Source organism: Lignipirellula cremea, assembly GCF_056501455.1.
In genome coordinates this window covers 577,134-595,610 of sequence record NZ_CM151415.1, presented here as the reverse complement: position 1 = coordinate 595,610, position 18,477 = coordinate 577,134, and the positions used below count along the sequence as shown (strand labels likewise).

Below are 18,477 nucleotides of genomic sequence, written 5' to 3'. Positions count from 1 at the left end.
CTCGCCGTTCGTCCTATTGCGATCGGCGAGGGCGCCCCTACTTCGCCGCTTCCGTCGCCTGCTTGGCGAGGGCTTCCTGCTCGGCGGAGACTTCGGGATTCGGCGTGGCGTCGCCGGGTTCCATGTTCAGGACCCACTTGATCCCGCCGAGGAGCGATTCCTGGTACGTCGGGTTCTCCCAGACGTCCTCGCGGTGGCCCAGGCTCATGTGCATGGCCTTGCCGTCGCCGTATTCCTTCACCCACAGCACGGGGACGTGGTACGGCTTCTTCAGCGCCGTCTTCGCCATGTCCAGGCTCATCAGCACGCGGACCTTCTCCGGCTGCCAGTTCTTGAACTGGTAGATCTCGTCGGTGATCTCGAACGCTTCGCCCCACGGCTTCGACGCGGGATGCGTCGTATCGTGAACGCTGATCGCGACCTTCTCGCCCGCGTTCCAGGGATGGCCGTTGAACGTGCCGCCGATCATGTCCCAGTAAGGTTCGTAGTTATGGAAGGTGTCCGCCGCCGAGTGGGCGCCGATGAAGCCGTGCCCCTTCTGCTTCAGCCATTCGTTGAAGAAGTAGTCCAGATCCTCCTTCGCGATCGGCAGGTCGCCGGTCGTATAGAAGAAGACGATGTCGTAGTTCTGCAGGTTGGCCTTGGTGAAGTCCTTGGCCGCGTCCTGCGTGGCGTCGACGCGGAACAGGTTGCTCTTGATGCCGAGTTCCGTCAGAACGCGTTCCGCCGGGGAGAGCGCGTTCTCCTTCCGGGTGACCGCGCCGTGCTTGAAGCCAGCGCTCTGCGTCAGCATCAGGATCCGGACCGGCTTCTGCGCCTCGTCCGCGAACGAGAGAGCGGGAAAGAGCGTCGCCGCGAACAGCGCAGCCGCCGCCAGGTACTTCAGGAGCATGTGAATTCTCGGGGAGGGGTAAAGGCAGGGGGAATCTCTGAGCGGGGGGTGTGAACCCCCCGAGTTTTTGCCGCGACGTTCGACGCAGCCTCGGGGGGTTCACACCCCCCGCTCAGAGGTTATGTCGATCGCGTCGAGCGAACGCTCTATCAGCATACTAAGGCGTCTTCGCCTCGGAAGTCGCCAGACCCCGCGCCTCCGCGACGAGATCCGCCGCCCAGGGTTCGTCGGCGTAGAGCGCGGCGAGACTGGCGAGCGCTTCGCGGGCGTCGGGCGCCTGCTTGGTCTCCAGGCGCTTTTTCTCGTCGGCGATGCGGGTTTTCAGGACGCCCCGTTCCAGTTCGCGCTGGGCGTCGAGAGCTTCCGCCAGATCGTCGCGAAGCTTCTGAGCATCCGCGAGAAACGGCTTCCCCGCCTCGCCGACCGAACGCTCGTCGAACGCTGCCAACAGCGCGTCGAGCTGGTTCAGCGAACCCTCGGGATCCGTGCCGACGCCTGCCAGCGCCTCTTCATAGAACCGCTGTACGGGCGGGCGAAGAGCGAGGACGTCGCCGCTCGCGAGCGGCAGGGCGTTCTTCCGCTGCTTCGCCGCCGACCAGCTTTCTTTCAGGCCTTCGACTTCGCTCGCTCGTGAATCGTCGGGGAAGCGCCGCAGAAACTCGTCGATGTCGGGAATCGCGGCGGCATACTGCGCCGGCTCCAGAGCGCCCGTCGTCTGCATGATGCGGCTGTAAAGATCGTCCGCGCTCGCCGGCATGGCGAAGAGAATGATTCCCGTGAGGAGCGCGACGAACGCCAGGGCCAGCGGCGCCGCGATCAGGAGCGAGCGCTTCGTCGCGTCCCAGGCCGTCGGCTCTTCCGCCCGCTTCCGAGCGAGTTCCTCCTCGACGGTCATGAACCGCGACGCGGCGTCGTCGTCCTCCGCGGCGTCGCCGGCGACGCCCGGCTTGGGACTTCGGCCGGTGGCGACTTTCGTTCCCCGACCCAATACGAAGGATTGCGAGTCGGCCTTGGCGGCGGCTCCCGCTCGCGGCGTCGGCTGACGCGTGAACTCGGAGGTCGCGCCTCCGACTCCGGTCGCTGCCGCGCGCTCGCTGACCGGGGAGGAAGCTTTCGGGGGCGGGGCGAACTCTCCCGTCGCGCCCATCGCCGCATCGTTCGCGGAAGCTCGCGTCGGCGCGTCGGTATTGACGGGCGGAGCAGGGTTCGTGGGCGACGCGGGCGAAGAAGCAGCAGGCCGCGTGACGGATCGCTTCGGCTCGAAGACCGTCGCGCCGTCCGCTGCCGTCTGGGACGATCCCGCCGGAGCGGCGCCGCCCGCCGTTTTATCGGCCGGCCTCGATGCGGGTGGAGGCGGAATTTCGGGCTTCGTCACCCGCCGGTGCAGATCCGTGTCGAACGCGCCGCTGGCTGCATGTCCCGGCGAAGAAGCGCCGCCCGCTGCCGGACCGGTCGCGGCAGGTCCGCCGACCGACGTTCCGGGTGCGGGCGAGTCGGGCTCGAGTTCGGCGCGGATCTCTTCCAGCCGTTTTCCGACGGCCAGCGCGGTCGGCACGCGGTTCTGCGGATCCTTGCTCAGCAGCTTCTCGATCAGCTTCTCCAGCGCCGGCGGAACCTCGTCCACCAGATCCGAAATGAGGGGCGCTTCCTTGTAGCGAACGTTGTGCAGAATCTCGGGAATGGTCTTCGCCACGAAGGGCGTTTTCCGCGAGAGCATCGCGAACAGCACGCAGCCCAGGCTGAACAGGTCGGACCGCACCGACGCCGGCTTGCCCGCCGCCTGCTCGGGCGCCATGTACTCCACCGTACCGATGATGCCCCCTTCGCCGGTGAGTTGGGAGCCGCCGAAGAGCTTCGCGATGCCGAAGTCGGTCAGCTTCACGACGTCGGCGCCGTCCCACATCACGTTGGCCGGCTTCAGATCGCGGTGAATGATCCCGCGATCATGCGCCATCCTCAGGGCGTTGCAGATGCCGACGCCAATCCTGGCGGTCTCGTAGGCCGTGAAGCGCTTCCCCTGGACGATGCGATCCTGGAGGCTCGCCCCCGGCACCATCTCCATCACGTAGAAGAGCGCGCCGTCCTGTTCGCCGAACGCGAAGAGCCGCACGATGTTCGGATGGACGACCTGCTTCATCGCTTCGATTTCGCTCTCGAAGCGGGCGCGAAAGTGCGGGTCGGCGGAGAACTGCTGGTTCAGAATCTTGACCGCCGCCCGTTCGCCGGTCGTTTCGTGAACGGCCTCGAAGACCGACCCCATCCCTCCCTTGCCGAGGAGCCGCACGACCTCGTAGGGACCGAACCGTTCGCTCATGGATGGGCCGATTCGTTGGTGATGCGGGTAGCGAGAAGTAAGCGTGCGTTATCGAAGTCTTCGCATGGTGGGTCATTGACCCACCATGTGGTTGCGTCAGGACGCCGTTCGACGTGGGCGGGAAGGCTGACAAGAAAGAAGGTGGGTCAATGACCCACCCTACGGAAGTCGGTACGCGCCGACCCTATTCCTTCGCTTCGCCCTCTTCCAACTCCGCCGCGACCAGCTTCGTCCAGATCTCATATCCTGCGGGGGACATGTGCAGGCCGTCGGCGACGAAGAGTTTCTCCTGCGGCAGACCGTCCTCGCCCAGCATCGGCGCGGCAATATCGACGAACGTGCGACGCGGTGTGGCCTCGCAATACTTCGCGATGGCGTCGTTCGTCGCACGCACCTGGTCGATCAGCGACCAGCGCTTCAGGCTCGGCTTGACCGCGATATACAGGATCCGGGTCTCGGGCAGTCGCTCAGCGATCCGTTCGCTCAGTTCGCGAAAGTCCGCCGCGACGCGCTCGGGCGACTGCCCCTTCGCGAGGTCGTTATCGCCCGCGTAGAACACGATCGTCTGCGGCTCGTGCGGGAAGACGAGCGTGTCGAGCAGGCGCAGCGAGTCGGAGATTTCCGAACCGCCGAAGCCCCGGTTGAGGTAGTCCTTGCCCGCGAAAGACTGGTCCAGCTTCCACAGGCGAATGCTGGAACTTCCCAGGAACAGCACGCCTCCCTTCGCGGGCGGATCCTTGGCGTCCGCGGCAGCCATGCGATCGATCTCCGACTGCCAGCGTTCGGGTTCCTGGCTCTCCGGTTCCGCGGCGAAGACTTCGACGCCGGACGACAGCGCCAGCGAACAGACGGTCGACGCGATCCAGGCGACCGCAGCGCGTCGGGTGAGCGAAGGGTTCATTTCGGACAAGCGGCAGGAGGGAACCAGGACGAGCAGGCGACGCCTTCGCCGATCATTGTAGCCCCCCCATCGGAAGAATCGAAACGGACCGTGCTGCTGGCATGAGCGGGGGAACACGAAAAAGGGACGACAGCCGGGATAGGCCGCCGTCCCTGAAGAATCGATCGTGCGATCGGATCGCGAAAGCGAACTAGTGCGTGTCGCACTCACATGTAGCGTTCCCGGCGATCTGTATCGTCGCGTAGCCGGCGCACAGGCCGCTACAGTTTCGCGAGACTCGCTTTAGACGTTCGCCTTCTGGTTGACCGTCTCGGAGATCGTCGTGAGCAGCTTGTCGGCGTTCTCTTCTTCGGCCATCGTTTCCTTAAGGAGACCGTACGCCTCGTTCTGACCGATGAGTTCGGCCCAGGTGCAGAGCGTGCCGTAGGTCGCGATTTCGTAGTGCTCCACCTTCTGCGCGGCCGCGATCAGCATCGCGTCGTGCACTTCGGGATCCGCATCTTCTTCCAGGATTTCCTTGCCCTCTTCCAGGATGCCTTCCATCGCGGCGCACTTCTTGGACCGGGGCGCCTTGCCGAGCGATTCGAAGACCTTCTCCAGGCGCTGGACCTGCACCTTGGTCTCTTCGAGGTGATCCTGAAAGGCCTTCTTGAGCTTCGGATGAGTCGCCTTTTTCACCATTTTGGGAAGAGCGGCGACGATCTGCTTTTCCGCGCTCAGGACGTCCTTCAGTTCGTCGACGAAAGCGTCTTCCAGCGTGCGCTTGGTAGCCATGGTCTTTTCCTCCGTTCGATAGTCACGTCCGGCGGCTGAACGTTTCGCCGCCGCGAACGGTTACGAACAATCGCAAACGCCATGCCGGGGAATGCATGCTGGCGCTCAAGAACCGCCTGAACGACGGGCGAGCCGCGAATGACTGCGGGAAAGCGGGGTCCTAGCGGCCACGCGTCACCTTCGCGGAACCTCCCCGCCGACAGCGGGAGGATGGAAGGTCCGGCAGCTTTTCCGCCGGAGCGATCGGTCCGACGCCGCAGGAACTTTTCCGGCGCCGGGAGCAGGCTGCTGCAAACGGCAGTCAGCTTGCGTTCGTCGCAGGATGCGACGACGAGGGGGCGGGTTCGCCGCCCTCTCGCGAGCCGCGAGGAACTTGTTCCGAACCTGGCGAGGCTTGCAGAACGCCACGAAGGCGTTCCGCAAGCAATCGGTTAGTTCGTCTCGTCGGGAAACGAGCGGTGCGGTTCGGTGTCGGACGGATACTCGTCGACCGCAGAACTGGCTGACGAAGCGGTGCCGGCAGACGCGGAGGGGGCGGAGGAGTCTCCCTTCGCCGCGTCGGCGGCCGGACGCGTCGTGGGCGGAAGCGGGACGCCGCGAGCGTCGCTGGAGAGAGGCGGCAGGTCGTACGGTTCGACGTCGCCGTCCATATAGAGATCGTCGAGTTCCGTATGGTCGACGTCCTTGCGCAGCAGCAGGTAAATCGCGGTCATCGCGCTGAAGAAAAAGGCGTACAGGAACGCCTCCTGCAGTACCCGCACGCCCGAATCGAAGAAGCGGATCGCGTCCGCGGCGAACGCGAGGGGCCCCGACGCGTCGGGCCGGTCGTTGGCCATCGCCAGTTCCATCGCCCGCTCGATCCCCATCCCCCACGTCGCCAGGTAATGCGTCAGGTAGAGGACCGCGTCGCCGAAGAACTGCACGAACGTAAAGGCGAACGCCCCCACCCCGGCAGCCACGCAAATGTAGAAGAAGTAGTGCAGCGGGCGCTGAAACGTGAACGCGTAGGATCGCCCGAGCGCGTCGAACGCGTCGGAGCCTTCCGCCGCCAGGGTCGGCCACATCAGCGGCCAGCCGAAGAACCAGCCGAGGAATAACAGCGCCACCGCCAGGCCCGCCAGGAGTGCGAAGATCCAGAGCGCGCCGACGATCGCGGCGCCCAAGTCCGACTGCATCAGCAGACCCGCCGCGAACAGCACGACCGCGAACGGGATCATGCCCAGGAACGGGTAGAGCGGCGCGGTCCACGACGCGAACAGGCGTCTGGCCGCGAAGGTCAGGCTTTCGACGAAGCCGATCTTCTCCTCGCGACCGAGATAGAGCGCAGCCCGGCGACAGATCGCGAAGCCGAACAGGCTCCAGACCAGCAGCGTCCAGAGGCCGCCCATCAGGAAATAGGCGTAGGTCGCCGGATTGGCGTTCGTGACCAGCAGCATCCGGAACGGTTCGGCGATCCGCAGAAACGGCCGCGACAGTCCTTCCCAGGCAGTCTCCCACGCCTGGCCGAACGACCAACGCCGCTCCACGAGCAGGGGGTACGCGTCCGGCACGTTCGTCGCCTGGGCGCCGTCGACGATCTGGCGACGATCCGCGGCCCATTCATTCAGCGACCCGGAGACCAGGCCGTCGGTCGAACCGACCTGCCGCATCTCGTCGCTGACGAACAGAGCCTCCGCCGCCCACCAGCCGACCGGCGTCAGCAGCGTGCCGAGCGTCGCCAAGGCCATGACGGTGAAGCTGATCGACAGGCGAAACGTGCGCAGCAAGAGCAGCCACGGGAACAGATCGTTCCAAGCGATCGCCCGGAGGATCGTTCCGCGTTCGTTCATGCAGGGTTCCCGGGCGTCGAGTTCGGTCGGAGGGGAAGGACTCGGCGTTCCGCCCGAGCCGCTGCAGATCCCAAAATGCGCAGGTTCTGACGATAACCACGGCCCGACAGACCGACAAGCGGCGGACGCTCGCGGCAGACCGCCCGTTCGCTCGCGAGAACCCGCCGAGGGGGCGTCGTCCGCGGAACCGGCTTTCGCGATACAGGCGGCGGGAATGAGGCGCTTCTGATCGCTTCCGCCCGGCGGCGCCGATGGTAGAGAAGACGGCGTGACGACGCCTCCCGCCCCCGCGCCCGATGCCGACGCCATGGATCTCAAGCGACATCATTTTCTGCTCATCGGCCTGCTCGCGCTCGCGATCGGGACCGAATTTCGCCTCGTCGAAAATTTCACGCTCAACGAACCGGCGGCCAGATTTCTGGCCCAGAAACTGGATCGCGTCCGCGCCGGCAGCCCGCAGGAAATGATGATCTCGGCGACCGGCACGCCGGAGCCTTACCGCGTCATCTCCCCGCCCCGGTGGATCGGCTGGTCGCTGATCTCGATCGGCGCCGTACTCACCTTCCAGAGCCTCGCCATGCGGAAAGAGGGCGGGTGACGCTTCTGGATCCGGGCCAGCGGGGGACGGAAGCGACTGTGTCTTGATTCAAGCGGCGGGGGCGAGGTTTTCTCGCCACGCCTCGTTTTTGCGGACCATGGCGTGCAGGATCTCCAGCAGTTTTCGCATGCAGGCGACGATGGCGACCTTGGCCGGTTTGCCGGCGGCGCGGAGTTTCTTGTAATGCGCGGCGATGACGGGATTGCAGCGCGTCGCCGTCAGCGTCGCCATGTAGAGCGTCGCCCGCACGCTCGCGCGGCCGCCGCGGATCGAGCGCTTGCCGGTCCATTTCCCGCTCTCGCAGTTCATCGGCGCCACGCCGACGAGCGACGAGACGTTCGCGCTCTTTCCCTGGCCCAGTTCGGGCAGATCGGCGACGAGGACGCGGGCGGTCTGGTCGCCGATCCCCGGGACGGTCTTCAGCAGATCGACTTTCTCCTGCCAGGCCGGGCAGTTCCGGATCGCCTCGTCCAGGTCGTCGTCGACGCCGGCGAGCTGCTTCTCGAGAAACTTGAGGTGGGCCTCGATGGACCGGCGGACGCGGACCGTCGCAGCCTGCGGCAGGCGATTCTTCTCCATCGTTCGCATGGCGACGAGTTGGGCCCGTCGGGCCAGCGTCTCCTTCAGCTTTCGTTCGGCTTCGTCGGGGAGCGGACGAAGTTCCGGACGGATCGCCTGGGCGAACCGGGCGATCGCCAGGGCGTCGAGCTTGTCGGTCTTGGCGTGCTGGCCGCAGGACTTCGCGAAGTCGCGAACCTGCTTGGCGTTGACCTGCACGATCGGCAGACCGGCGAGGCACGCCTGGGCGACGAAGAGGCGCTCGTAGCCTCCGGAGCTTTCGCAGACGACCCGTTCGATCGGACGCTCTCGCAGCCAGGCGAGGAATGCGTCGACCCCTTCGGAGTCGTTGGAGAAAGCCCGGACGAGCGGACGCTCGCCCTCCTGCAGAAGATGGACGTCGAGGCGGTCTTTGCTGACGTCGACTCCGACGAAGGCGTTCATTCGCGTTCCCTTACTTGCGGATGCGGGCTCGGCTTGGCCCCGACGCTTGCGAAGCGGCGCATCGACCGCGCCGGCCCCGGCGACTGTTCGGGATTTCGGAATGTTCGCGGCGCGGGTCCGGCTTCCGTACGGGATCTTCGTCCCAGTCCCCCTCGACCTCGCGACCGCGGCGTCGGTTCCGCTTCGCTCGCTACGCTCGCTTCGCGGAACCGACGCGACCTTGTTTCTCGCCATCTTCGACCTCCGGGGCAACATACAAGTCCCCCGAGTCCGTCGTTCGGTCATCGGCAGATACCGAACGAGCCTGGAACCGCCGGCGATCGGCGATGCGAAACCCTGCTCCTACCGTCGAAATGCGTCTCGCCCGACTCGCTCCGCGAGTTAGGCGTCGCGAACTCGGGGGACTTCCGTCCCCCGCTAGCCTTTAAGGCGCTCGCGCTCACTTCGCTCTCGCGATCTGTTATGCTGCCGCCGGACGTACGCGACCTCCTCGCGATTCGGCGGAGCTGACGACCGGTGAAAGTTCTCGCGGTCATCATCGCGGTCGTGCTGGGCCTGCTCGGCCTGCTGTTCCTCGTCGCGGCGGGGCAGGGGAACGCGATTCCCCGCGTCGCCATCGGCGCCCTCTGTCTGCTCGCGGCGGTCGCTCTCGTCGCAATGACCTGGCTCAAGAAGTCCACGGTCACGCACGTGCAGAAGCTGGAACTCGATCTCTCGGGCGACGTGAAGCTCGAGAATCTCACCTGTCGCCAGTGCAGCGCCCAGCTTTCGTCGGACGCGATCACGTACAAGGCGGGCACGGTCTTCGTCCATTGCCCCTTCTGCGGGGCCAACTATCAGATCGAAGAGGCTCCGAAATGGTGAGTCTCGCCGGACTCCTGCGCCAGGCCCTGCCGAGTCGTTCGTACGCGCAGCCCCTGCCGAACCTGGCGCCCGGCATGCGAACGTATGATCTGCGACTGCCGGGCGGTCACCGGCGGATCCATCACCGGATCGATCGCGACGGGTCGAGCCTGCTCTTCGTCGACGTCACCGACGTCATCCGCTTCAACGCTTCCGGCGCGCTGCTGGTCGAGTGGGCCCTCTCCGGCGTCAGTCGCGGCGAAGCGAACCGCCGGCTGAATTCCTTCTACCTGGGCGCTTCGCGAACGGCGCTTGCCAGCGATCTCTCCGCCGCGTTCGATCTGGCGGACGAGCTTCGCCGCGCCGACCTCGGTTGTTCGGCCTGCGAGACGACGCGACGCTTCTCCGCCGAGACGGCGCCCCTCTTCTCGCAATCGGTGGAAGCGCCCTACAAGGCCGACCTCGCCGTCACGTACCAGTGCAACAACGACTGCCCGCATTGCTACAACGAAGCCGACCGGCATAGCCACGGCCACATGCGACTGGAGGACGGCAAGCGGATCATCGATCGTCTGGTCGAGGTCGGCGTCCCGCATCTGATCTTCACGGGCGGCGAAGCGACGCTGCATCCCGATCTGCCCGAGTTGATCGCCCACGCGAACGCCGCCGGGCCGATCTGCGGCCTGAACTCGAACGGGCGCCGCATGTCTCACGCGGCTTACGTTCGCGAACTGGCGGACGCGGGGCTGAACCACGTGCAGGTCACGCTCGGCAGCCACGTGCCCGAGCTGCACGACGCGATGATGAACGCCCGCTCGTTCGATCAGACCGTCCGCGGGCTGCAGAACGCGATCGAATCCGACCTGCACGCGATCACGAACACCACGCTGATGCGGATGAACGCCGACACCATCGTCGGCACGGTCGAGTTCCTCCATTCGATCGGCGTGAAGACGTTCGCCATCAACGGCATGATCTACTCGGGCGGCGGAGCATCGACGGGCCAGGCGCTCCGCGAAGAGGAGATGGTTCCGCGGCTGATCGAGATCCGCGACTGTGCCCGCGAACTGGGCATGAAGTTCCTGTGGTACACGCCGACGGAATACTGCCGGCTGTCGCCCGTCGAACTGGAGATCGGCGCCAAGCGCTGCAACGCGGGGGAGTATTCGCTCTGCGTCGAACCGAACGGCGACGTCCTTCCCTGCCAGTCGTTCTACGCTGCAGCGGGCAACCTGCTCCGCGATCCCTGGGAGCAGATCTGGCGGGGCGATCTGTTCCGCTCGTTTCGCGACCGCGAACTCGATCCCGCCGCGTCGGGCCTGCCGGAGAAGTGCTGGGAGTGCCCCGACCTTCCGCTCTGCGGCGGAGGCTGCCGGATCGAACGCGAAGCCCGCGATCGCGGCGGACCCGGCTGCGGCGGATGCTCCGGCGGAGGTTGTTCGACCGGCAAAGAGTCTTCCAGCAGCGGCTCCGTCGGCGGCTGCTCGTCCGGCGGATGTTCCTCGGGCGGCTGTGCTTCTGGCGGATGCGGCTCCCAGGAAAGCGCCGGCGGCCTCGTGACGCTGGAGCTGGACGAATCGGCAGCGAAGTCCGTCCGCGGCAAGCGCTCCTCCGGCGAGTTCCGCGTCGTCGCCGCGCCGGTCAAGTCTTCTTCTCTCGTCGACCTCGACGGAGAGCCCCGATGAACGCCGCCCACGGCGACTGGCGGAAGACGCTCGCAAGCTGGATCTTCCCCCAGCCGGAAATCTCCCGGGTCGACGTCTACCAGCCGCCGCGGGCGCCCCTCGGCGTCCATCCGTTCCGTCGCGAAACGGAGAACGGCGTTCGCAAGCTCTTCCTTCGCGTCGACGACAGCGGCGCCGGGGTTCTGATCGCGGACGCTTCCGAAGCGCTGCGGCTCTCGCCGGTCGGCTGCTTCGTCGTGTACGAACTCCTTAACGGCAGCGCCTCCGACGCGATTCGGGAGAAGCTGCACGTCGGGGAAGCGGGCGCTCTCATCGAGGAAGCGACGCTGGCGATCGACGAACTGGGCCGGCCCGATCGGCGTTACCCGGCCATGGCGCTGGTCGATCCGCTGGAGGGAGACGGCACGCACGGCATCGAGCCGCTGCAAGGCGACGTCGATGCGGTCGACGATCTCGCCGCCCTCAAGCGAACCGTCGACTGGCTCGTCAGCGCGGGCATCCCGCACGTTCGCTTTCTGCTGCCCGAGGGAAGTCCGCGAGAGGCCTACGCCGGCGCTGCGGCGCTCGCCGGCGCGATCGAGTACGCCGAGGATCGCGGCCTGATCGCGGGCGTCCGGATGACGGCGGGCGAAACGATCGGCAGCGCGGCGCTGTTGCGGTGGATCGAGCTCGGCCTCGACTATCTTGTCCTGCCCGTCGGTTTGACGGAAGCGGCACACCGCCGGGCGTTCGGCGACGCCGACTGGGACGCGCTCGCACGGGCCATCCGCCTGACGAACGAGCGGGAGATCGCCGCGGTGATCGAGCTCGGCCTGACGAGCGACGCCTTCGACGCGCTGGAGCCCGCCATCGAGCGGTTCGTCGGGCAGGGAGGCAACTACGTCGAGACCTACGCCGTCGTCGGCGATCAGACGTCCGGCGAGAAATTCCTGCCGGCCCAGCTTCCGCAACTCGCGACTTTCGTCGAGGACCTTGGGAGCCGGGGCACGACGCCGATCGCCTTCCTCCCGCCGATCCACGCCCGGGGCCGCTCGATGGAGCAGATCGTTCGCGGCGGCCCCCGCACCGCGGGCGACCTGGCGCTGCGGATCGACGCAGCGGGCGCGATCTTCCTTCCTCGCGGACCCTGCCGGCCCGTCGGATCGATTTCCGACGCGTGGTCGGCGCTTCGCATGCGTCCGAAGGTCGCCGCCTTCCGGCAGATCGTCGCCGCGATCGAACTGGGCGAAGCGGCGTACGCCGTGACCTGTCACGCCTCCCCCGGCCATCAGCCCGGTGACGCTCCCTCCCATCCGCTCGTCTGCCCCGAAGCGTGGGCGGAGGAGTGTTGAGATTGAACGTTCTTCTTCTGAGCGGGGGGTGTGAACCCCCCGAGTCTCCGGCCGGTGTCTCGCTCGCGTTCGCTTTCGATCTGCCGGGCAGGCACGAGCGCCGAACGCCCGACGTCGGCGCCTGCCTCTCGCGTCGATACCTCGGGGGGTTCACACCCCCCGCTCAGAAAGGCGTCTCGCCGCCGCGACTTGTTCCGCCTGGCTCTTCCACCTTCACTTTCGCCGCCCCGCGATTTAGATTGACGGCTTGTCGGCGTCGGATCCGAACACGGCGAGCCCCTTGGTTCCCTAAGCCAGAGGCTCTCGAAGCTTCAGAGCGGCGCCGTCCGAGCGGCCTGGACGGGTTTCCGGCGGATCGCATAAGCGGGCGAACCTTGTTCGCCTGCGACGCCCTATCGCGAGAGTGGCGAAATTGGCAGACGCGCCAGACTTAGGATCTGGTGTCTTCGGACGTGGGGGTTCAAGTCCCCCCTCTCGCACTTGCTCGATGTCACTCGAATCGTCACTTACTTTACCGTTTCCGCCCCAGCCGGCACAAGCGGACCGCTCCCGACCTAGTGCGTCCGTTTGCCGAGTCGGTCTATCGCGAGGCGCGACATGAGCGATGGTGGTGACAGAGGGCGGAGCATCCATGGCATCGTCGAGTGCGTTGCAGTTGTGATGCTGTTTGCCGCGATTTACGTCGGCTCTTATCTTGCGCTGTCGAAGCCGATCCCCGTCTTTGACAGCGGCGACTTGCACCCGACCTCTTTCGTAGGAAGGCGTCCGAACTTTCGCTTCGGCGGGAGGACGGCTGAAATCATTTTTTGGCCGCTTACTCAAATCGACGCGCTTGTTCGACCGGACTACTGGGTGGCCTAGCAGCACGACACGTCAAACTGACCCACTACCGCCCCCGGCGTCGAACGCTGCCCAGAGCCTCGCTTGCAGGTGGGCGTCATCATCACCGAGGTAATAGTCCTCGGTCGTGCTGAAATCGTTGTGCCGCGAGATCCGCTGAAGATCGTACCGGTCCTGTAGCTCCCGCTTCATCCGGAGGATGAACGTTCGCCGCAGATCGTGCAGGGTCGCCCGTCTCGACCTGGGGCCGAACACCGCTTGCACGCCCGCACGCTCGAAGATTTTGCCGGCCGTACGTGACACCGCTTTGTCGTCGGTCAGCCCGCCCCGAGGACCGGCGATTCGAAAGACGAGGCCCGTCCGCCGTTCAGCAGGGACCGCGCATAGGAGCAATGCCAGTCGCGGGGGCATCGGCCAAATTCGGTTCTGACGGCCCTTCTCGCATTCGGCCAAAATGACGATCTTCTCGCCGCGAGGTGTCGCGAGATCGACATGCGAGCGGTTGGGATCATCCCACGAGAGCGCAAGCGACTCCTTCAACCGCAGGCCCGACTCCCACATGCCTCGCAGGTAGAACCGCCAGGACTCGACGGCTTCCGGCGGCACGATCTCCGGCAGCACTTCGAGCGACCGCATAAAGTCCGCTTCGGCGACGTGGCCGCCCTTCATCTTCGGACCCTTCGGTTCGCGGTCGAAGCGAATTCGCGGACACTTCGCTAGCAGTTCCATCTCGACGCCCCAGTTCAAAGCCGTTCGCAGGTTGCGAGCGTGCGCATTGACCGTCGCAGCGGCGACCCCCTTTTCGCGAAGCTGAGATTGGAAGTAGCTGATTCTCTGCGCATCGAGTTCGCCCACGTGCCGCAATCGCAGGATTCGGTCTACGTGCCGGAACGAGGTCGCGATGTTCCCTCGCGACCCGATGGCGAGCCTTGAAACATGTTCGGCGAAGTAGCGTCGTTTGAACTCGGTCCACAGGAGAGGTCGCGTCTGAAGAACGGCTCCTTCGCCGATCTGCTGTTCGAGCGCTCCCGCTTGCCGAGTCGCCTCTTTGCGATTCTTGGCGTCGATGCGACGCTGCTTCACCTTCCCGGAGAGCGGATCGCGCCATCGGAGTTTCCACCGCGTCGGCTGATCGGTCGCGAGAACGAGTACCTTGACGCTCTGAATCACGACGCGGCCTCCTCGACGTCCCCGCCGAATTGGACGAGCAAACGTTCGACGGCATCGCCCCACACGCTTCGCGTTTCGCCGGCAGGGAGCGCGTCGATAGCCCCCTCCAGCAGATCGAACGCCCGTTCGCCGGAGACGCCATGCGACTCTCGCAGATGCGTCAGGAACGCCCGCACCGATCCGTGCCGTTCATCGTCGCCGAACGGGCAGCAGAGCCCTGAGCGGTTCTCCCGATCGGCCAGAATCGCAGAAGGAACGTAGCCGAACTGCCTTTCCAATTCCGCCGCTTCGGCAGGAGCGAGATCGACGCCTCCGGCGATAGGAGCCCGCCCGAGGCGCTGCGAGACCTCATCGAACGGAACGACCAGACGGCGGCGGAACTCCCGACGCTCGACACCATCTTCGCCCGCCGGATAGCGCGTCAGCAGAACCGATTCTTTTCCGCACCGACTGACACGTTCTGCGACCGTCGAGAGACCGTCGCCGCGGCAGACCGGGCACCAGCAGGTTTCATCGCCGCAGCAGGTTTCGACCCCGTCCCCCTGAGGCCCAGGGACAGCCACGGCGGCGATCGGTTCCTCTTCAAAGACTTCGGCAGGGGCCGTCTCTTCGGAGCCGGGGGCGAAGTTGAAGAGGCCGCGGCTGCTTCGATAGCGCACGATGCGACGCTTGCTGTTCAGCACCCACTCCGGATAGCCGTACTCGGGATGCTTCGTCAGGTACGCCGTCACGTAGAACGCGGCATGCTCCGCGCTCTCGAACTCGGCCCGCTTGCCGTCCTCGCGTCGCGAGAATCGCACCATTCCGAAGGCCGGTCGGTTCCCCTCAATCGGTCCAGCCCATGCCGGGCGAAAGAGGTTCCACCGAGCCTGTATCGCTTGATGCGGAATGAACTTCGCGTCGAAGATGATATGGATATGCGGAAACCCGTTTTTGTGAAACTCGATGACGTAGAAATACCGATCGGAGAGGAGCAGCCCTTGATCCCTCAGCGTGCGAACCAACTCCGCGACGCAGCGCTTCGCGCAGAGGTACTCGAAGGCGGCTTGCGGATCGCCCTCGAAGAGCGACGGATCGACGGTCAACGTCCACATCTGAACCGCCTGAAACTGCCCAAGAGCCTTGATCAGTTTTCGCCTCACGGCGAGCCCCTTTCCCTTACAGCACGTCTGGCAGTACCACGAACGGCACCGCTTCGCCCGGACCTCGGCGATCGGCACCGCTCCACAAGGATTCGATTGGGATTCAAGAGAAGGAGCCGCTTCGCGGCGGACTTCGCTTCCCGACTCGATTCCGCTTTCCGCGCACGCTGACGCGTGATACGATTCCTCGCACATGCTCGGGTCCGTCCTGACATGGGATAGCCGCGATCTCCCCGCCGTCGCCAAACGCAGGGGAGTCGCGGTTTTTTCGTTTCAGCTACTCACGTCGAAACGGGTGGCCCGCTTCGACTCTCGCCACGCAGCCGCATGCCCTAACGGTCATTGGCGGCAGCCAGGCTTCGTCTTCGCTCGACGGGCCTTCGACCTCGCTGGGGCGGGTCGCGGCCCTCATCCTCTTCGTTGCCAGTCCGGCTGCCGCCCGGCGGCTGCGTGCGCTCGCCGCCGGGCGGTTCGCCGACCTCGGCCCGGTACTCCTCAACGTGCGACCGGCGTCCCGAGAGACGCTACGCCAGCTTGCACCGGCGCAGTCACGAAGCCGCACGCTCAAAGTTCCAAGGCAGGCACCGGACCCAGGTTCATCCCGCCTTGCGGCGGACACTTCGAGTTTCGATCAAATCAGGCAGCCCAGCCTTCCTTCGCGCATCGTTGATACACCGGACCGCCTCAGCGTGCGTCTGATCCCCGTAGACGTACACTTCACGAATGACCTCGCCCGCAGGGGTCGAATCGATATACCGAACGATCGTCGACAACTTCATTTCGCCCGTACTGTTCCGCGCCATGGTCGCTTCTCCGAAGGCCCTAAAGACCGTTCCCTCATCGACGAACGCCCAGGCTTGCTCTACTAGCGATAACGCTAGTGCTTACGACGCCAACGCCGTAACTCGCACGGATTCATAGAGATGCAGCCAAGTCGTCCACGGAAAAACTGTTCGGATTGGCTATTACGCAGGTCTGCTCGATGACTAGTACGCAGGTCAGCTAAAAGGCCGTAACCTGCCTCGTCACCGAACGGGCGCAAAGCATCATCGCGAAGAGCGTTCGCGATTCGAGCGACATCGGCAGCGTGCCGTACACGTCGCTTTTCGAGCAGCTTATCCGACCGATCCTGTTAACTTAGGATCTGGTGTCTTCGGACGTGGGGGTTCAAGTCCCCCCTCTCGCACTTGCTCATCGTCACAACCGGCGTCACAAAGGCGTAGCACAACTTCGAGAAGAAAACATCGCGGAAAGGAGCTTCTGCTGAGACCAGGTCGAGGCGGCTACCACCTGACCTTGACGTCATGGAATGCAGCAGATTCCTCGTCTAAGAGTTCGTAGACTTGCTTCCTGGAGAATCGACCTTCAGGGTGCAGGGCAACGATAATGACTTCCATGCCGTCGCTGAAGAGTGGTCCCTCCGTCGTCGTCAGCTTGAGGCCCAACTCCGCCAAGCGTGAACAGAACCGACCGATCGCCTCCGTGCTTGATGCACTGATTGAGATCATGACCGGTCCTCCGCCGGTATGAGTTCTGACGGAGCGGCCCGTGATCGTAGGGTTTAGACGCGACAGAAGGCGACTTTCCGACTCGCGTATTGCGGCCACGATCGCTTCAGCCTCCGTGACCTTCTCAGGCGATCCTTGAATGATCGCACGCGTCGCAACTCGATAGATCGGATTATCAGGCCTTTCTTCTGCTAGCAGCCCGTTGATTTTCGCCCTGCCTGCGCTATCCTCGCGTGATCTCGACGCGGGGGAGGAATCGCGATGGGCTTGGGCAAGCGGAAGCGGGAGACGCAGGGGACGTTCTGGGTTCCGACGGACAAGCTGGGGAGCGGTCCGCGAAACGTCTTCTACGACCGTCTGAACGGGCTGCTGGCCGAGATCGAATTCGACGGACGGCTCGAAGAGGCGGCCGCTCCGTACTACGAAACGACGGGGCGAAAGAGCCTGGCGCCGGGCGTCTACTTCCGGATGCTGTTCATCGGTTACTTCGAGGGGATCGACAGCCAGCGCGGCATCGCCTGGCGCTGCGACGACAGTCGCTCGCTGGCCCGTTTCCTGGGCTTCGGTCCCGGCGAGGAGACGCCGGACCATTCGACGCTCACGCTGACGCGAAACCGGCTGCCGCTGGAGATCCATCAGCTCGCGTTCGACCTGGTTCTCGGCCTCTGCCACGAGAAGGGTCTGCTCAAGGGCAAAACGCTCGGCGTCGACGCCAGCGATCTCGAAGCGAACGCTTCGATGAAGTCGATCGTCCGCCGGGAGAACGGCGACGACTGGCAGGAGTACGTTCGCAAGCTCTACGAAGCCGAAACGGGCGTAAGCGACCCGGACGACGAGGAGCTGCGCCGCTTCGACAGGAAGCGGAAGGACAAGAAGGTCTCCAACGACGAGTGGGTCAATCCGCACGATCCCGACGCTCGGATCGGGAAGATGAAGGACGGTCGCACGCATCTCAAGTACAAGGTCGAACACGCCGTCGATCTGGAGACGGACGTGATCGTCGCGGCGGAAGTCTACGAAGGGACCGCCGGCGACTGCCGGACGATCGAAGATACCGTGAACGCCGCGCGAACGAACCTGCGCGAGGCGGGCACGGGCTGCGACGTGGAAGAGGTCGCGGCGGACAAGGGCTATCACAGCGAAGAGTCGCTCGACCGGCTGCAGCACGAGACGCACGTGCGGACGTATATTCCGCAGCCGAAGCGAGCGAAGTCTCGGAAGCGAAAACGCAAGCCGCCGAGTCGTCAGGCGGCCTATCGTCGCAATCGCCGGAACGCGCGCGGACGTCGCGGTCGCAGGCTGCAGCGTCTACGAAGCGAGAAGGTCGAGCGGACGTTCGCGCACGTGCTCGAAACGGGCGGCGGCAGGAGAACCTGGCTTCGCGGGCTGGCCAAGATCCGCAAGCGCTACCTCGTCGCCGCCGTCGCTTACAACTTGGGACGGATCCTGCGCCAACTCCTCGGCGCCGGTAAGCCGAAACAGTTCGGAGAACTGGGAGCAGCGCTTTCCGCCGCGTTTGGGCTCTCCAGCTTCGCTGATTTCGCCGTCGGATCGCATCGAGCGATCTTAAGCATCTCGGTCGCCGTCCGGCTCCCGCTCCTGATGCCTCGACGCTCAGCGACCTTTTGAACGCTCAGGCTCTCGCGAA

The 18,477-nt window shown here is 65.1% G+C and carries 14 protein-coding genes and 1 tRNA gene; 7 read left to right on the top strand and 8 right to left on the bottom strand.

Going from position 1 to position 18,477, the window contains the following annotated elements:
- Positions 1-37 precede the first annotated feature (37 nt).
- The 5 genes from SH602x_RS02400 to SH602x_RS02380 form a co-directional block, all read right to left on the bottom strand.
- The gene (locus SH602x_RS02400; RefSeq protein ID WP_479475281.1) at positions 38-892 is read right to left on the bottom strand and encodes a ThuA domain-containing protein; all 855 of its coding nucleotides are present in this window, start codon (positions 890-892) and stop codon (positions 38-40) included.
- 157 nt (positions 893-1,049) lie between these two features.
- Positions 1,050-3,206 carry a serine/threonine-protein kinase gene (locus SH602x_RS02395; RefSeq protein WP_479475280.1) on the bottom strand — a complete coding sequence of 719 codons (2,157 nt, stop codon included), beginning with the start codon at positions 3,204-3,206 and terminating at the stop codon, positions 1,050-1,052.
- Positions 3,207-3,390: 184 nt separating this feature from the next.
- Positions 3,391-4,107, bottom strand: a complete 717-nt coding sequence (locus tag SH602x_RS02390) for an SGNH/GDSL hydrolase family protein (protein WP_479475279.1) — start codon at positions 4,105-4,107, stop codon at positions 3,391-3,393.
- Between the two features lie 282 nt (positions 4,108-4,389).
- A complete protein-coding gene (locus tag SH602x_RS02385) occupies positions 4,390-4,881 on the bottom strand; it encodes a YciE/YciF ferroxidase family protein (RefSeq protein WP_479470060.1) in 492 nt (163 codons plus the stop codon).
- A gap of 431 nt (positions 4,882-5,312) precedes the next feature.
- Positions 5,313-6,710, bottom strand: a complete 1,398-nt coding sequence (locus SH602x_RS02380; RefSeq protein ID WP_479475278.1) for a hypothetical protein — start codon at positions 6,708-6,710, stop codon at positions 5,313-5,315.
- Positions 6,711-6,978: 268 nt separating this feature from the next.
- On the opposite strand from SH602x_RS02380, the gene SH602x_RS02375 reads away from it, so the two are divergent.
- Positions 6,979-7,308: a hypothetical protein gene (locus SH602x_RS02375; protein ID WP_479470062.1), complete on the top strand. Its 330-nt coding sequence runs from the start codon at positions 6,979-6,981 to the stop codon at positions 7,306-7,308.
- Positions 7,309-7,356: 48 nt separating this feature from the next.
- On the opposite strand, the gene SH602x_RS02370 is transcribed toward SH602x_RS02375, so the two are convergent.
- Entirely contained in the window at positions 7,357-8,310 is a 954-nt protein-coding gene (locus SH602x_RS02370) for an IS110 family RNA-guided transposase (RefSeq protein WP_479474954.1), read from the bottom strand.
- Between the two features lie 516 nt (positions 8,311-8,826).
- On the opposite strand from SH602x_RS02370, the gene SH602x_RS02365 reads away from it, so the two are divergent.
- The 5 genes from SH602x_RS02365 to SH602x_RS02345 all read left to right on the top strand — a co-directional run bounded on the left by SH602x_RS02365 (position 8,827) and on the right by SH602x_RS02345 (position 13,030).
- On the top strand, positions 8,827-9,174 hold the full coding sequence (locus tag SH602x_RS02365) for a hypothetical protein (protein WP_479470063.1): 348 nt from the start codon (positions 8,827-8,829) through the stop codon (positions 9,172-9,174).
- Complete coding sequence (locus SH602x_RS02360) at positions 9,168-10,838, top strand: radical SAM protein (protein ID WP_479475277.1); 1,671 nt, start codon at positions 9,168-9,170, stop codon at positions 10,836-10,838. The genes SH602x_RS02365 and SH602x_RS02360 overlap by 7 nt, the downstream gene beginning before the upstream one ends.
- The gene (locus SH602x_RS02355) at positions 10,835-12,169 is read left to right on the top strand and encodes a hypothetical protein (protein ID WP_479475276.1); all 1,335 of its coding nucleotides are present in this window, start codon (positions 10,835-10,837) and stop codon (positions 12,167-12,169) included. Before SH602x_RS02360 ends, SH602x_RS02355 begins: the two co-directional genes overlap by 4 nt.
- Before the next feature lie 397 nt (positions 12,170-12,566).
- Positions 12,567-12,648, top strand: a tRNA-Leu gene (locus SH602x_RS02350).
- A gap of 118 nt (positions 12,649-12,766) precedes the next feature.
- The gene (locus tag SH602x_RS02345; protein ID WP_479475275.1) at positions 12,767-13,030 is read left to right on the top strand and encodes a hypothetical protein; all 264 of its coding nucleotides are present in this window, start codon (positions 12,767-12,769) and stop codon (positions 13,028-13,030) included.
- 12 nt (positions 13,031-13,042) lie between these two features.
- Here the strand turns inward: SH602x_RS02345 and SH602x_RS02340 are convergent, their stop codons facing one another.
- Both SH602x_RS02340 and SH602x_RS02335 read right to left on the bottom strand, forming a co-directional pair.
- The gene (locus SH602x_RS02340) at positions 13,043-14,179 is read right to left on the bottom strand and encodes a tyrosine-type recombinase/integrase (RefSeq protein ID WP_479475274.1); all 1,137 of its coding nucleotides are present in this window, start codon (positions 14,177-14,179) and stop codon (positions 13,043-13,045) included.
- Complete coding sequence (locus SH602x_RS02335; RefSeq protein WP_479475273.1) at positions 14,176-15,321, bottom strand: rolling circle replication-associated protein; 1,146 nt, start codon at positions 15,319-15,321, stop codon at positions 14,176-14,178. Before SH602x_RS02335 ends, SH602x_RS02340 begins: the two co-directional genes overlap by 4 nt.
- A 1,769-nt stretch (positions 15,322-17,090) precedes the next feature.
- On the opposite strand from SH602x_RS02335, the gene SH602x_RS02330 reads away from it, so the two are divergent.
- Positions 17,091-18,458 (top strand): transposase, encoded by a 1,368-nt coding sequence (locus SH602x_RS02330; RefSeq protein WP_479472661.1) that lies wholly within the window; start codon positions 17,091-17,093, stop codon positions 18,456-18,458.
- The last annotated feature ends 19 nt before the right edge of the window (positions 18,459-18,477 follow it).

Coding starts and splice junctions, on each gene's coding strand:
- SH602x_RS02395 (WP_479475280.1), bottom strand. CDS start 3,206: ATGAGCGAACGGTTCGGTCCCTACGAGGTCGTGCGGCTCCTCGGCAAG.
- SH602x_RS02345 (WP_479475275.1), top strand. CDS start 12,767: ATGAGCGATGGTGGTGACAGAGGGCGGAGCATCCATGGCATCGTCGAG.
- SH602x_RS02330 (WP_479472661.1), top strand. CDS start 17,091: ATGGGCTTGGGCAAGCGGAAGCGGGAGACGCAGGGGACGTTCTGGGTT.
- SH602x_RS02400 (WP_479475281.1), bottom strand. CDS start 892: ATGCTCCTGAAGTACCTGGCGGCGGCTGCGCTGTTCGCGGCGACGCTC.
- SH602x_RS02380 (WP_479475278.1), bottom strand. CDS start 6,710: ATGAACGAACGCGGAACGATCCTCCGGGCGATCGCTTGGAACGATCTG.
- SH602x_RS02355 (WP_479475276.1), top strand. CDS start 10,835: ATGAACGCCGCCCACGGCGACTGGCGGAAGACGCTCGCAAGCTGGATC.
- SH602x_RS02370 (WP_479474954.1), bottom strand. CDS start 8,310: ATGAACGCCTTCGTCGGAGTCGACGTCAGCAAAGACCGCCTCGACGTC.
- SH602x_RS02385 (WP_479470060.1), bottom strand. CDS start 4,881: ATGGCTACCAAGCGCACGCTGGAAGACGCTTTCGTCGACGAACTGAAG.
- SH602x_RS02360 (WP_479475277.1), top strand. CDS start 9,168: ATGGTGAGTCTCGCCGGACTCCTGCGCCAGGCCCTGCCGAGTCGTTCG.
- SH602x_RS02390 (WP_479475279.1), bottom strand. CDS start 4,107: ATGAACCCTTCGCTCACCCGACGCGCTGCGGTCGCCTGGATCGCGTCG.